General features: G+C 71.1%; 17 protein-coding genes. 11 read left to right on the top strand and 6 right to left on the bottom strand.

What is annotated here, in order from left to right; all coding sequences use genetic code 11:
* Nucleotides 1-144 precede the first annotated feature (144 nt).
* Nucleotides 145-759, top strand: coding sequence for a TetR/AcrR family transcriptional regulator (locus SD460_RS19460; RefSeq protein ID WP_438860617.1), 615 nt, complete (start codon nucleotides 145-147; stop codon nucleotides 757-759).
* Here the strand turns inward: SD460_RS19460 and SD460_RS19455 are convergent.
* From SD460_RS19455 to SD460_RS19445, 3 genes are all read right to left on the bottom strand, one after another.
* Nucleotides 756-1,676 carry an NADP-dependent oxidoreductase gene (locus tag SD460_RS19455; protein ID WP_290056563.1) on the bottom strand — a complete coding sequence of 307 codons (921 nt, stop codon included), beginning with the start codon at nucleotides 1,674-1,676 and terminating at the stop codon, nucleotides 756-758. The two genes, SD460_RS19460 and SD460_RS19455, sit on opposite strands and share 4 nt — an antisense overlap.
* Before the next feature lie 64 nt (nucleotides 1,677-1,740).
* Complete coding sequence (hemW, locus tag SD460_RS19450; RefSeq protein WP_290056564.1) at nucleotides 1,741-2,958, bottom strand: radical SAM family heme chaperone HemW; 1,218 nt, start codon at nucleotides 2,956-2,958, stop codon at nucleotides 1,741-1,743.
* A 14-nt stretch (nucleotides 2,959-2,972) separates the two neighbouring features.
* The gene (locus SD460_RS19445; protein WP_290056565.1) at nucleotides 2,973-3,389 is read right to left on the bottom strand and encodes a VOC family protein; all 417 of its coding nucleotides are present in this window, start codon (nucleotides 3,387-3,389) and stop codon (nucleotides 2,973-2,975) included.
* A gap of 125 nt (nucleotides 3,390-3,514) precedes the next feature.
* Between SD460_RS19445 and SD460_RS46890 the strand changes: the two genes are divergently transcribed.
* The 9 genes from SD460_RS46890 (at nucleotide 3,515) to SD460_RS19405 (ending at nucleotide 10,841) form a co-directional block, all read left to right on the top strand.
* Entirely contained in the window at nucleotides 3,515-3,649 is a 135-nt protein-coding gene (locus SD460_RS46890; RefSeq protein WP_354670619.1) for a putative leader peptide, read from the top strand.
* A gap of 55 nt (nucleotides 3,650-3,704) precedes the next feature.
* Nucleotides 3,705-5,399, top strand: coding sequence for a nitrite/sulfite reductase (locus SD460_RS19440; protein ID WP_290056566.1), 1,695 nt, complete (start codon nucleotides 3,705-3,707; stop codon nucleotides 5,397-5,399).
* Nucleotides 5,396-5,551 carry an eL43 family ribosomal protein gene (locus tag SD460_RS19435; protein ID WP_438860833.1) on the top strand — a complete coding sequence of 52 codons (156 nt, stop codon included), beginning with the start codon at nucleotides 5,396-5,398 and terminating at the stop codon, nucleotides 5,549-5,551. Before SD460_RS19440 ends, SD460_RS19435 begins: the two co-directional genes overlap by 4 nt.
* A complete protein-coding gene (locus SD460_RS19430; RefSeq protein WP_318306473.1) occupies nucleotides 5,548-6,243 on the top strand; it encodes a phosphoadenylyl-sulfate reductase in 696 nt (231 codons plus the stop codon). Before SD460_RS19435 ends, SD460_RS19430 begins: the two co-directional genes overlap by 4 nt.
* 11 nt (nucleotides 6,244-6,254) lie before the next feature.
* Nucleotides 6,255-7,175 carry a sulfate adenylyltransferase subunit CysD gene (gene cysD, locus SD460_RS19425; protein WP_290056569.1) on the top strand — a complete coding sequence of 307 codons (921 nt, stop codon included), beginning with the start codon at nucleotides 6,255-6,257 and terminating at the stop codon, nucleotides 7,173-7,175.
* Nucleotides 7,175-8,437, top strand: a complete 1,263-nt coding sequence (locus tag SD460_RS19420; RefSeq protein ID WP_290056570.1) for a sulfate adenylyltransferase subunit 1 — start codon at nucleotides 7,175-7,177, stop codon at nucleotides 8,435-8,437. The genes cysD and SD460_RS19420 overlap by 1 nt, the downstream gene beginning before the upstream one ends.
* Complete coding sequence (locus SD460_RS19415; protein WP_290056571.1) at nucleotides 8,434-9,171, top strand: sirohydrochlorin chelatase; 738 nt, start codon at nucleotides 8,434-8,436, stop codon at nucleotides 9,169-9,171. The genes SD460_RS19420 and SD460_RS19415 overlap by 4 nt, the downstream gene beginning before the upstream one ends.
* Nucleotides 9,172-9,334: 163 nt before the next feature.
* Entirely contained in the window at nucleotides 9,335-9,964 is a 630-nt protein-coding gene (locus tag SD460_RS19410; protein ID WP_290056572.1) for a cyclase, read from the top strand.
* Nucleotides 9,965-10,067: 103 nt separating this feature from the next.
* Complete coding sequence (locus tag SD460_RS19405; RefSeq protein ID WP_318306472.1) at nucleotides 10,068-10,841, top strand: enoyl-CoA hydratase family protein; 774 nt, start codon at nucleotides 10,068-10,070, stop codon at nucleotides 10,839-10,841.
* A gap of 25 nt (nucleotides 10,842-10,866) precedes the next feature.
* Here SD460_RS19405 and SD460_RS19400 read toward each other — a convergent pair whose 3' ends face one another.
* The 3 genes from SD460_RS19400 to SD460_RS19390 are packed head-to-tail and all read right to left on the bottom strand — an operon-like array spanning nucleotide 10,867 to nucleotide 11,938.
* Nucleotides 10,867-11,235, bottom strand: coding sequence for a barstar family protein (locus SD460_RS19400; RefSeq protein WP_290056574.1), 369 nt, complete (start codon nucleotides 11,233-11,235; stop codon nucleotides 10,867-10,869).
* A complete protein-coding gene (locus tag SD460_RS19395; RefSeq protein ID WP_290056575.1) occupies nucleotides 11,232-11,723 on the bottom strand; it encodes a guanyl-specific ribonuclease in 492 nt (163 codons plus the stop codon). Before SD460_RS19395 ends, SD460_RS19400 begins: the two co-directional genes overlap by 4 nt.
* Before the next feature lie 11 nt (nucleotides 11,724-11,734).
* On the bottom strand, nucleotides 11,735-11,938 hold the full coding sequence (locus tag SD460_RS19390; protein WP_086863451.1) for a hypothetical protein: 204 nt from the start codon (nucleotides 11,936-11,938) through the stop codon (nucleotides 11,735-11,737).
* A gap of 59 nt (nucleotides 11,939-11,997) precedes the next feature.
* Here SD460_RS19390 and SD460_RS19385 point away from each other — a divergent pair, with 59 nt between their 5' ends.
* Nucleotides 11,998-12,963 (top strand): quinone oxidoreductase family protein, encoded by a 966-nt coding sequence (locus tag SD460_RS19385; RefSeq protein WP_318306471.1) that lies wholly within the window; start codon nucleotides 11,998-12,000, stop codon nucleotides 12,961-12,963.
* Nucleotides 12,964-13,039 lie beyond the last annotated feature (76 nt).

The raw sequence follows: 13,039 nt of genomic DNA, 5'->3' as shown, positions 1-13,039 counted from the left end.
TTGACGAACACCGTTCTACTTACGAACGGCGTTCGCGTCAAGTACAGTGTTCGCGTGACCGTTCCCCCGCCGCCGTGGCGCAGCACTCCGCGCCGCCGCGCCGCGAAGCCCGCCCTGTCCCAGGAGCTCGTCGTGAAGACGGCGCTGGCGGTCCTGGCGAAGGAGGGCTTCGACGCGGTCACCATGCGGCGGATCGCGCAGGAACTCGAGACCGGGCCCGCGTCGCTCTACGCGCACGTCTCCAACAAGGACGAACTGGCGGAGCTGATGCTCGACGCCGTGCTCGCCGACGTGCCCCTGCCGGATCCGGACCCGGACCGCTGGGGCGAGCAGGTCAAGGACCTCGTCCGCGCGCAGATCCGGGTGATGGTCGCGCACCCCGGGATCGCGCGCGTGGCGTGGGACATCGCGGTGCCGGTCACGCCGAGCTCGCTGCGCCAGGGCGAGGCGATGCTGGCCCTGCTGCGCGCCGGCGGCCTCGACCTGAAGCAGGCGACGTTCGCGGGCGACGCGCTTTCCCTCTACGCGAAGGCTTACGCGTACGAGGCCAGCGGCTGGACCTGGGGCGACATCGACGCGGCCGAAGTGACCGCACGCGGCGAGCAGATGGTCGCCTACATGCGGTCCCTGCCGCCGGAGTCGTTCCCGAACATGCTCCGCATCGGCGAGTTCTTCTCGGCCGAGACCGCCGCCGAACGCCTCGACTTCGCGCTCGACACCTACCTCGCCGGCCTCGAGGTGCTCGCCGCGAAGAACTAGGGCCGCAGCACGATCTTGCCGCGCGTGTGCCGCCGCTCCAGCTCGCGGTAGGCGTCCCGCACCTCGTCGAGCGGGTAGACCCGGGCGACCGGCAGGGTCAGCAAACCCTTGTCCAGCAACAGGCCCAGCTCGCGCAGGGTTTCGGCGGACGCGCCCGCCGCGTTGGCGTCGGTCTTGACGTTGTACTTCGCGGCCGCCTCGTAGTCGATGACCGTGTTGATCCGCCCGGGGTGGATCCCCAGGTGCAGGGCCAGTTCGACGTACCCGGAGCCGAAGGTGTCGACGAAGGCGTGCACGCCGTCCGGCGCGGCTTCCCGGATCCGCTCGAGAACGCCTTCGCCGTAGGAAACCGGGACGACGCCGAGCTCGCGCAGCCACTCGTGGTTCGCTTCACCCGCGAGGCCGATCACCGTCGCGCCGGCCAGCTTCGCCAGCTGCACCGCGAGCGACCCGACGCCGCCCGCCGCGCCCGAAACGACGACGGTCTCCCCTTCGCGCGGGCACACCGCGCCCACCGCCGCGTACGCGGTCGTCCCGGCGACGAACAGCGCGCCGGCGACTTCCCACGGCAGGTCGGCGGGCTTCGGCGTGAGGTTCACCGCCTCCGCGACGACGAAGTCCGCGTGGCTCGAACGGGTGTCGACGAACCCGATCACCTCGTCGCCGACGGCGATCTCTTCGACGCCTTCGCCGAGTTCGGCGACCACGCCCGCGAAGTCACTGCCCTGGCCCGAGGGGAACGTCGCCGGGTAGCGGTCGTGCAGGAGACCCCGCCGGATGGACGCCTCGCCGGGGTTGATCCCGGCGGCGCGCACCTCGACGAGCACCTGCCCGCGGCCCGGCACCGGGCGCGGCACCTCCTCGACCCGGAGGACCTCCACGTCGCCGTACTCGTCGAACCTGATCGCGCGCGCCATGAGGCCTCCTCGAAAGTCGTTGCTGAATACAAGCAACGACCGGCCCCGGCGATTTAATCCCGGATCAGCCCGCGAGCCGCCGGACCACGCCGTCGGCCAGCAGCCGCCCGCGGTCGGTGAGCACCGCGCGGCCCCGGCTGTCCAAAGCGGACGGATCCAGCAGGCCTTCCGCCGCGGCCGCGCGGGCTTCGGCGAGCCCGGGCTCGTCGAGGACGTCGAGCGGCAGCCCTTCGGCGACGCGGAGTTCGAGCATGATCCGCTCGAGGTGCTGGTCGTCGTCGGTGAGCACTTCGCGCCCGCCCGCGGGCGAAGCGCCGTCGGCGAGCAGCGAGGCGTAGCGGGCCGGGTGCTTGACGTTCCACCAGCGCACGCCGCCGACGTGGCTGTGCGCGCCCGGGCCGGCGCCCCACCAGTCGTCGCCGCGCCAGTAACCGAGGTTGTGCCGGCAGCGGGCCGCGTCCGAGGCCGCCCAGTTCGACACCTCGTACCAGCGCAGCCCCGCCGCCGTGAGCGCGGCGTCGATCATCTCGTAGTCCGCGGCCAGCACGTCGTCGTCCGGCGCGGGCAGCTCACCGCGGCGGACGCGGCGGGCCAGCGCGGTGCCTTCCTCGACGATCAGCGCGTACGCCGACACGTGGTCGACGCCCGCGGCCAGCACGGCGTCGAGCGTGGCGAGGAGGTCGTCCGGCCGTTCTCCCGGCGTGCCGTAGATCACGTCGAGGTTCACGTGGTCGAACCCGGCCGCGCGCGCTTCGGCGGCGGCCTGCCCCGGACGGCCCGGCGTGTGCACCCGGTCGAGGATCTTCAGCACGTGCGGCGCGGCCGACTGCATGCCCAGCGAAACACGCGTGTAGCCGGCTTCGCGGATCCCGGCGAAGAACTCCGGAGACGTCGACTCCGGGTTCGACTCCGTCGTCACCTCGGCACCCGGCGCGAGGCCGAAGACGTCGCGGACGGCGTCGAGCACCGAACCGAGCCCGTCGGCACCGAGCAGCGACGGCGTGCCACCGCCGACGAACACGGTGTCGGCGGCCGGCGGCACGACGAGCACGCGCGCGGCCAGTTCCAGCTCTCGCCGGAGCCCTTCGAGCCACGACTGCGGCGACGAGCCGGAGTCCAGCTCGCCCGCGGTGTAGGTGTTGAAGTCGCAGTAACCGCAGCGCGTCGCGCAGAACGGGACGTGCACGTACACCCCGAACGCTCTGCTGCCGAGCCCCTCGAGCGCGCTCTCCGGCAACGCCGGATCGATCGGGGTGGCGGGGTCGGGACGCAGTACGGGCACGGTCCGATTGTCCCCTACGAAGCCGGGAGGTTCGCCGCCGCCCACTCGGGGTCGACGGGGATCATCTCGATGAAGTCGAGCAGCACGCCGTCCGGGTCCGCGACGTAGAAGTGCCGCTGCCCGTACACCTCGTCGACGAGTGGCACGACGAGCTCGACGCCCGCCTCCTCCAGCCGCTTCGCCTCGGCCGCGGCGTCCTCGACGACGAGCCCGAACATCACCCCCGTCGTCTCGGCCGCGCGGTAGCCCTCCGGCACCGAAGCGTGGCCACGCTGCACGAAGCTGATCTCGTAGCCGGGCGCGCCGGCGTTGACGCTGGCGAACCAGTCCAGCTCGACGGTGACCGGCAGCCCGATCACGTCGGCGTAGAAGCGGGTGGTCGCGGCGACGTCGTCGACCAGGTACCCCGCCCCGAAACCCTTGACCTGCATCCCCGGTTTCCTCTCCTCAAACCACTGTGTTCGAAGTACTCTATCTGTAGTGGTTTGAACGGCGCAAGAGGCCGCCCGAAGCATGGTTGACACGATTTTCGCAGGTAAGTGACCCTTCTCCCAGCATGCGGTCAGGCCTGGACCACATTGTGGACACGTGGCACGCTCACGTCGTGACTCATGCCGGTGTTTTCCTCGTGGCCCGCCGCCACGTAGACCTCCTGCGGGTCGCGAGCGCCCTCTGCGCACCCGTTCGCTGACTGCCGTCGCCACCACCCGCCACGAAATCGGACAGCCCCCTCGGAGGAGGCCGCCATGGCCACGCCCACGCGTCAGACCCCCGCCCGACCCGCGCGCGCGAAGCAGAAGCGCGGCGAAGGGCAGTGGGCGCTCGGTTACCGGGAGCCGCTCAACCCGAACGAGCGGTCGAAGAAGGACGATCACCCGCTCAACGTGCGGGCCCGGATCGAGAACATCTACGCCCACCGCGGGTTCGACGCGATCGACCCGGGTGACCTGCGCGGCCGGTTCCGCTGGTTCGGCCTCTACACCCAGCGCAAGCCGGGGATCGACGGCGGCCGCACCGCGACGCTGGAGCCCGAAGAGCTCGACGACCGCTACTTCATGCTGCGGGTCCGGCTCGACGGCGGCGCGCTGACCACCGCGCAGCTCACGGTGCTGGGCGAGATTTCGCAGCAGTACGCGCGCGACACCGCCGACATCACCGACCGGCAGAACATCCAGTACCACTGGATCCGGATCGAAGACGTCCCGGCGATCTGGGACAAGCTCGAGCAGGCCGGCATGACCACGATGGAGGCGTGCGGCGACAGCCCTCGCGTCATCCTCGGCTCGCCGGTCGCCGGCATCTCGGCCGACGAGGTGATCGACGGCACCCCGGCGATCGAGGAGATCAAGCGCCGCTACATCGGCAAGCCGGAGTACGCCAACCTGCCGCGCAAGTTCAAGACCGCCATCTCCGGCCAGTCCGACGTCGCGCACGAGATCCACGACATCGCCTTCGTCGGCGTCGACCACCCCGAGCACGGCCCCGGCTTCGACCTCTGGGTCGGCGGCGGCCTGTCCACCAACCCGATGCTCGGGCAGCGCCTCGGCGCGTGGGTGCCGCGGGACGAGGTCCCGGACGTCTGGGAAGGCGTCATCTCGATCTTCCGCGACTACGGCTACCGCCGGCTGCGCTCCCGCGCCCGGATCAAGTTCCTGGTCAAGGACTGGGGCGCGGAGAAGTTCCGCCAGGTGCTGCAGGACGAGTACCTCAAGCGCGAGCTGATCGACGGCCCGCCGCCGGTCGACCCCGCCGTCCCGATCGACCACGTCGGGGTGCACCCGCAGGTCGACGGCACTTTCTACGTCGGCGCCGCGCCGGTCGCCGGCCGGTCCTCCGGCGGCACGCTCGTCGCCGTCGCCAAGGCCGCCGAGCGCGCCGGGTCCGGCCGCGTGCGGCTCACCCCGCAGCAGAAGCTCGTCGTGCTCGACGTCCCCGAGGCGCAGGTCGCCGCGCTCTCCGCCGAGCTGTCCGAGCTGGGGCTGGAGACGAAGCCGTCGCCGTGGCGGCGCAGCGTGATGGCCTGCACCGGCCTGGAGTTCTGCAAGCTCGCCATCGTCGAGACGAAGGCCCGCGCGCAGCAGCTCGTCGCGGACCTCGAGAAGTCGCTGGCGGACATCCAGAAGGACCTCGACACCCCGGTCAGCGTGCACCTCAACGGCTGCCCCAACTCCTGCGCGCGGATCCAGACCGCGGACATCGGCCTCAAGGGCCAGATCGTCACCGACGCCGACGGCAACCAGGTCGAAGGCTTCCAGGTGCACCTGGGCGGCGGGCTCGGCCTCGACGCCGGGTTCGGCCGGAAGCTGCGCGGGCACAAGGTGACCTCGGGCGAGCTGACCGCCTACGTCGAGCGGGTCGTGCGCAACTACGTGGCCGGGCGCGAGTCCGGCGAGCGGTTCGCGCAATGGGCCGCGCGCGCCGAGGAAAGCGCCCTGCAGTGACTTCCACCGAACGCGCGGTGCCGTACTACTGCCCGTATTGCGGCGACGAGGACCTGCGGCCGGAAGAGAACGGCGGCTGGCTGTGTTCTGCCTGTCGCCGGGTTTTCTCGGTCAAGTTCCTCGGCCTGTCCCTCCCGGAGGTTTCCCGATGACCGCCACCGCCGACTACAAGACCCTCGCCGAGCGCGCGTCCAAGGAGCTCGCGGACGCGACCGCCACCGAAGCGATCCGCTGGACCGTCGACACGTTCGGCGACGACTTCATCGTCGCGTCCAACATGCAGGACGCCGTGCTCATCGACCTCGCCACGAAGGTGAAGTCCGATGTGGACATCCTGTTCCTGGAGACCGGCTACCACTTCCCGGAAACGCTCGGCACGCGCGACGCCGTGCAGACGGTCTACCCGGACGTGAAGATCGTCAACGCCCAGGCCGAGCAGAGCGTCGCCGAGCAGGACGCGGAGTACGGCGAGAAGCTGCACGACCGCGACGCCACGCTGTGCTGCAACCTGCGCAAGGTCGTGCCGCTGCGCAAGACCCTCTCGAACTACTCGGCGTGGATCACCGGCGTCCGCCGGGTCGACGCGCCGACCCGCGCGAACACCCCGATCGTCACCTGGGACGACCGCAACGGCCTGGTGAAGGTCAACCCGATCGCGGCGTGGACCGACGAGGAGTTCAACGGCTACATCCGCGAGCACGGGATCCTGGAGAACCCGCTGGTGTCGATCGGATTCCTGTCGATCGGCTGCGCGCCGTGCACCGCTCGCGTGGCGCCGGGGCAGGACCCGCGCAGCGGCCGCTGGGCGGGTCAGTCGAAGACCGAGTGCGGACTGCACGGCTGAGGAAGGGACGCATGACGACCTTGGAGCCCGCGACCGATGCGGCACAGGACAACTTGGCGGCTTTGGAATCCGAAGCCATCCACATCTTCCGCGAAGTGGCGGGCGAGTTCGACCGGCCGGTGATCCTCTTCTCCGGCGGCAAGGACTCGACGCTGCTGCTGCACCTGGCGATCAAGGCGTTCTGGCCGGCCCCGGTGCCGTTCCCGCTGCTGCACGTCGACACCGGGCACAACTTCGACGAGGTCATCGAGTTCCGCGACCGCGTCGTCGAGCGGCACGGGCTGCGCCTGGTCGTGGCGAAGGTCCAGGACTGGATCGACGACGGGCGCCTCGAAGAGCGCGCCGACGGGATGCGCAACCCGCTGCAGACCACGCCGCTGCTCGACACCATCTCGGAGAACAAGTTCGACGCCGTGTTCGGCGGCGGCCGCCGCGACGAGGAGCGCGCCCGGGCGAAGGAGCGGATCTTCAGCCTCCGCAACGCCTTCGGCCAGTGGGAGCCGCGGCGCCAGCGTCCCGAGCTGTGGAACCTCTACAACGGCAGGCACCGCCCGGGCGAGCAGGTCCGCGTCTTCCCGCTGTCCAACTGGACCGAGGCCGACGTCTGGAACTACATCGCGCGGGAGAAGGTCGAGCTGCCCTCGATCTACTACGCGCACCGGCGCGAGGTCTACCTGCGCGACGGGATGCTGCTGGCCGAAGGCCCGTGGGGCGGTCCCCGTCCCGGCGAAGAGGTCCGCGAGCTGACCGTGCGGTACCGGACCGTCGGCGACGGCTCGTGCACCGGCGCGATCGAGTCCGAGGCCGCCACCGTCGAAGACGTCATCGCCGAAGTGTCCGCGTCGCGGCTCACCGAGCGCGGCGCCACCCGCGCCGACGACCGGATGTCCGAGGCGGCCATGGAAGACCGCAAGCGTGAGGGGTACTTCTGATGAGCTCGCTGTTGCGCCTGGCCACCGCCGGGAGCGTCGACGACGGCAAGTCCACGCTGGTCGGCAGGCTGCTGTACGACACGAAGTCGGTGCTCGCGGACCAGCTCGACGCCGTCACCCGCGCGTCCGTCGACAAGGGACTGTCCACACCGGACCTGTCCCTGCTCGTCGACGGCCTGCGCTCGGAGCGCGAGCAGGGCATCACCATCGACGTCGCCTACCGGTACTTCGCCACGCCGAAGCGGTCGTTCGTGCTGGCCGACACGCCGGGGCACGTGCAGTACACGCGCAACACGGTGACCGGCGCGTCCACCGCGCAGCTGGCCGTGCTGCTGGTCGACGCGCGCAAGGGCGTGATCGAGCAGACCCGGCGGCACGCGGCCGTGCTGGCGCTGCTGGGCGTGCCGCAGCTGGTGCTGGCGGTGAACAAGATCGACCTGGTCGACTACGACGAAGCGACGTTCACCGTGATCGCCGAGGAGTTCGCTTCGCACGCCGAGACGCTCGGTTACGCGCGCGGTTCGGTGCTCACGATCCCGGTGTCGGCGCTCGAAGGCGACAACGTCGCCACGCGCTCGGAGCGGACGCCGTGGTACCGCGGCCCGAGCCTGCTGGAGCACCTGGAGGACGTGCCGGTCGCCCCCGACCCGCACGACTCGGCCCTGCGGTTCCCGGTGCAGTACGTGATCCGCCCGCGCACGGCGGAGTACCTGGACTACCGCGGCTACGCGGGCCAGATCGCCGCGGGCACGGTCCGCCCCGGCGACGAGATCGTCGTGCTGCCGCAAGGCATCCGCAGCCGCGTCGAGCGCATCGACACCGCCGACGGCCCGCTGGCGGAAGCCGGCGCCGGAACGTCGGTGACGCTGCTGCTGGCCGACGACATCGACATCTCCCGCGGCGACCTGATCGCGGCCGCGGACGCACCGCCCCAGGTCACCGACGAGATCACCGGCACCCTGTGCTGGCTGTCGTCGAAGCCGCTGAAGGCGGGCGCGCGCGTCCTCGTCAAGCACGGCACCCGCACGGTCCAGGCCCTCGTCGGCGACCTGCACGCGCGGTTCGACGAGCAGGCGCTGTCCAGTGTGGACTCGCCGGCGTCGCTGGAACTCAACGACATCGGCTTGGTCACACTGCGGCTGGCCGAGGAGCTGGGCGTCGACGACTACGGCGTCAGCCCGCGCACCGGCGCGTTCCTGGTGATCGACCCGAAGGACGGCGACACGCTGGCCGCCGGCCTGGTGGGCGAGCGCTTCTCGTGACGCCACCCCTGGTCGCCGTCGCGCACGGCAGCCGTGACGCCCGCTCGGCGGCGACCGTGCGGGCGCTCATGGACGTCGTGCGCGCGCAGGCACCGGGGCTCGAGGTGCACGAGTCCTTTTTGGACCTCTCGGCCCCGCTCGTCACCGACGTGCTGCGCGGGTTGTACGCCTCCGGGCACCGCACCGCGGTCGTGGTGCCCCTGCTGCTGGGCAGCGCGTTCCACGCGCGGGTCGACCTGCCCGCGCTGATCTCCTCGGTGGTTGCGGAGTGCCCGGGCTTCCGCATCCAGGTGTCGGACGTCCTGGGCGCGGACCCGGCCCTGGAGGCCGTCGCCCTGGACCGCCTGGCCTCGGCGCCCCGCCGTCGCGGCACGGGGGTGCTGCTGAGCGCGGTGGGCTCGTCGAACGCCGCCGCGAACGCGGTCGTCGCGTCTCTGGCGGCGCAGTGGGAAGAGCGCCTGGGCATCCCGGTGAGCGAGGCGTTCGCGTCCGCCACCCAGCCGGACATCCCGACGGCGGCGGCCCGGCTGCGTTCGCGCGGGGTCCGGCACCTGATCGTCGCATCGTGGTTCCTCGCCCCGGGCCGGCTGCCGGACCGCATCGCGCGGCTGGCCCGCGAGGCCGACCCGAAGGCGTTCATCGCGAACCCGCTGGCCGACGACCCGCGCGTCGCGGACGTGGTGATCAGCCGGTACGCCTCAGCGGTGAGCGGGTTGCTCCGCCAGTACGCCTGAGTCACCGTGACACCGCCGAAAGGCGAGTCTTTTTCACATTTGCCGTCACCCCTCGTACATGGGAACGGTAAATCCTTGACGCGCTAGTTAACTTGCCGGTAACTATCTAATCGCTGCGCAGCTTTCTCCTTCCCCTCTTGAAACCGCAGGTAGGTGGATACAGATGAAAGCTCTTCACCTTTCCCGGCTCGCCGCTCTGACCGCGGCCGCCGCCCTTCCGATCGCCCTCGCCGCCCCGGCGTCGGCGGCCACCACCGTCACCTTCGACTGCCAGGCCGACGCCCCGATCGTCGGTCCGCAGAAGGTGTCGCTCAACCAGGACGCGGACGTCACCGCGCCCGCGACGGTCGCCCCCGGCGGCGCTTTCGACGTCGTCATCGACCCGGCGCCGAACACCGTCCCCAGTGACGTGAGCGGGAACAAGGTCAAGAACATCAACACCTTCGCGCTCAAGTTCCCGATCCCGGCGAACTCCACCTACGTCGGCGCCGACCTCGCCGGCGGCTCCGGCCTGGGCAGCACGGCACCGGCCATCGCGGTCGCGAACGGCGTCGCGACGCTGAGCTTCCCCGGCCCGATCGCCGGCGGCGCGACCTTCGAGCTGCCCACGATCACCGCGCACCTGACGGCAGGCCAGTCGGGCACCATCGAGACGAAGCTGTCCGGCACCAGCTACAGCGACCCGGGCCTGACGTTCAAGGCGGTGGCGAGCAGCATCATCGGCGACATCACCGCGCCGACGGCCTGCTTCCCCAACCCCAGCCCCGTCTTCACCACGACGACCATCGGCTGAGGTCCCCGGCCACCCCGCGGTTTTCCGGCCCGCGGGGTGGCCAGGGCCGGCTGTGCCCCGCGTAACACCGGCGTCGCGCGACGGATGTGCAAGGGTGACGGGCATGGCTGACGAACTGGTGCACTACGACGTGGTGGGCGGCACCGCCACGATCACCCTGGACTCCCCGCACAACCGCAACGCGCTGTCGGCGCAGCTGCGCCGCGAACTGTCGGCCTCGCTGGCTGCCGCGGCCGCCGACGACGCCGTGCGCGTGATCGTGCTGACCCACACCGGGCCGGTGTTCTGCGCGGGGATGGACCTCAAGGAAGCCCGCGGCGGCAGCGCGGGCGACCAGGGCGTCAACGAGTTCCCGAAGATCCTCGAGCAGCTGTGGACCAGCCCGAAGCCGGTCGTCGCCCGCCTGGCCGGCCCCGCCCGCGCCGGCGGCATCGGCATGGTGGCGGCGTGCGACATCGCGGTGGCGGTCCCGGAAGCGACGTTCGCCTTCTCCGAGGTCCGCATCGGCGTGGTCCCGGCGATCATCTCCCTGACGGTGCTGCCCCGCCTGAACCCGCGCGCGGCCCACGAGCTGTTCCTTACGGGCGACACGTTCGACGCCCGCCGCGCGGTCGAGATCGGCCTGCTCAACTCGGCGGTCCCGGCCGGCGACCTCGACGCCGAGGTGGCCCGGTTCGTCAAGGCACTGGCCGCGGGCGGGCCGAAGGCACTGGCCGAGACGAAGGCGCTGCTGAGCCGCCCCCGCTACGCGACGCCGTCGGAGGGCTTCGACGAGATGCTCGGCCTGTCGGCGAAGTTCTTCGCGAGTGAGGAAGGCCAGGAAGGCATCCTGGCCTTCGCCCAGAAGCGCAAGCCGAGCTGGGTCCCGCAGGACTGACGCGGTCCGGGCTGCCGGACGCCGCTCAGGCGTCCGGCAGGACGACCGTGAGCCGCCAGGAGCCGGCGCTGCGGCCGGTCGGGCCGAGGGCTCGCTGCGCGTCCGAGAGGACGCTGCGGATCGCCAGGTACGTCTTGGGTTCGGCCTTGCGCAGCGCGTCCGAGCCCGGCCAGATCAGCACGTGCTCCCCCGGCGGCAGCCACGACAGGTCGGTCAGGCAGTCGTAGAGCGCGTCGAGGTTGTTGCCGAAGTGGTCCGGAAAGGACAGTGCGTCGGCGAACGCGCTCAGCGTGCTGGCCTTGTCCACGGTCGGCCGCGAGTTCACCAGGTGCGGGTACGCCCCGCGCGCGAACGCCTCTTCCGCGGCCGCCTTCGCCTGCTCCGACGCGCTCATCGGGCCGGGTCCACGACGACGAACGACGAGTAGTGGTCGCCGGTGTAGTACAGCTCGTGCGCCTGGCCGGTGATCAGCCGCCGCGCGCCGCGGTCGGGGCTGTTCGGGGTCTTCACGGTGTACTCGTGGTAGTAGCCGGACTTCTTGCCGGGCAAGCGCTTCTCGCGGTTCTCGAACACGACGTCGTCGTTGCGCGGGTACGGGTACGGCCCGCCCTTTTCGATCAGCCGCCACGTGTCCGCGGCCTGTGGCGGCAACGCGGAAAGCGCCTTCAGCGGGAGCCCGGAGTCGGCACCCGGCACGGTGGCGCCGCCCTTGGCCGGCGCGCCCGAAGTCGCACCGGAGGACGCGCTCGAAGACGTGCTGGGAGCGCTGCTCGAAGCGGGCGACGACGATCCGCCGCCGACGGCGTCCTTGACCAGCCAGCCCCCCAGCACCAGCACGAGGAGCCCGATCAGCGCGGCGGTGATCCGCCTTCGGTTGAACATGGTGCGCGAGCCTATGCCGACCCGTCGGAGCGGTCGTCGTCACGTCCCGGGGTCAACCGGCGGGCGAAGAGCCCGACGAGCTTGTCGAGCACCCACGCGGCGGCCAGGCACAGCGGTACGACGACCACCATGACCAGCACGAACTGGACCGGGAACCACGCCTGGGCGAGCCACAGCTCGACCCCGTCCCACCAGTCGGCAAGCCCGTTGAACACGGTGTGAGCCTACGCGCGCTCTGCTGCCCCCGCGTCTCAGGGGCGGTACGTTGCCAGACATGTTCGCCGTGTACGCGCAGGAACCCAACGCAGACAACCCGCTGGACTCGCTCGTCGTCGGCGAGCGCCCCGAACCCGACGTGCCGGACGGCTGGGTCCGCGTGCACGTCAAGGCGGCCAGCCTGAACATGCACGACCTCTGGACGCTGCGCGGGGTCGGCATCAAGCCGGAGCAGTTCCCGATGATCCTCGGCTGCGACGGCGCCGGCACCCTCGACGACGGTTCCGAGGTCGTCATCCACTCCGTGATCAACGCGCCGGGCTGGCAGGGCGACGACACCCTCGACCCGAAGCGCACCCTGCTCACCGAGAAGCACCAGGGCACCTTCGCCGACCAGGTGATCGTCCCGGCCCGCAACGTCGTCCCGAAGCCCGCCGCCCTCAGCTTCGCCGAGGCCGCCACGATGGGCACGGCCTGGCTGACCGCGTACCGGATGCTCTTCGTGAAGTCCGGGCTGCGGCCGGGCCAGACGATGCTCGTGCAGGGTGCCTCCGGCGGTGTCTCGACGGCGCTGGTGCAGCTCGGCCGCGCGGCCGGGTTCCGGGTCTGGGTCACCGGCCGCACCGAGGAGAAGCGCGCGCTGGCCGAGAGCCTCGGCGCGCACCAGACGTTCGAGTCGGGCGCGCGGCTGCCCGAGCGCGTCGACGCCGTGTTCGAGACCGTCGGGAAAGCGACCTGGTCGCACTCGGTCAAGTCGCTGAAGCCGGGCGGCATCATCGTCGTCTCCGGTTCGACGAGCGGCCCGGACGCGGGCGCGGAGCTGCAGCGCGTCTTCTTCCTGCAGCTGCGCGTCGCCGGCTCGACCATGGGCACCCGCGACGAGCTCTCGGACCTGCTCGCCTACCTCGACCTGACCGGCGTGCGGCCGCAGATCGGGCAGGAATTGCCGTTCGAAGAGGCAGCCAAGGGGTTCCAGGCGATGCTCGAGGGCGACACCGCCGGCAAGATCGTTTTCACCCGCTGACGCCGTGACCTGGGCGGATCGCCTACCGGACCGCCCAGGTCACCGCTTGTACCGCCCACTTGGTGAATTGTCAACG

The sequence above is a fragment of the Amycolatopsis solani genome, assembly GCF_033441515.1.
GTDB classification, from domain to species: domain Bacteria; phylum Actinomycetota; class Actinomycetes; order Mycobacteriales; family Pseudonocardiaceae; genus Amycolatopsis; species Amycolatopsis solani.
The sequence above is the reverse complement of the archived record's forward strand: the minus strand, read 5'-3'. Positions and strand labels throughout refer to the sequence as shown.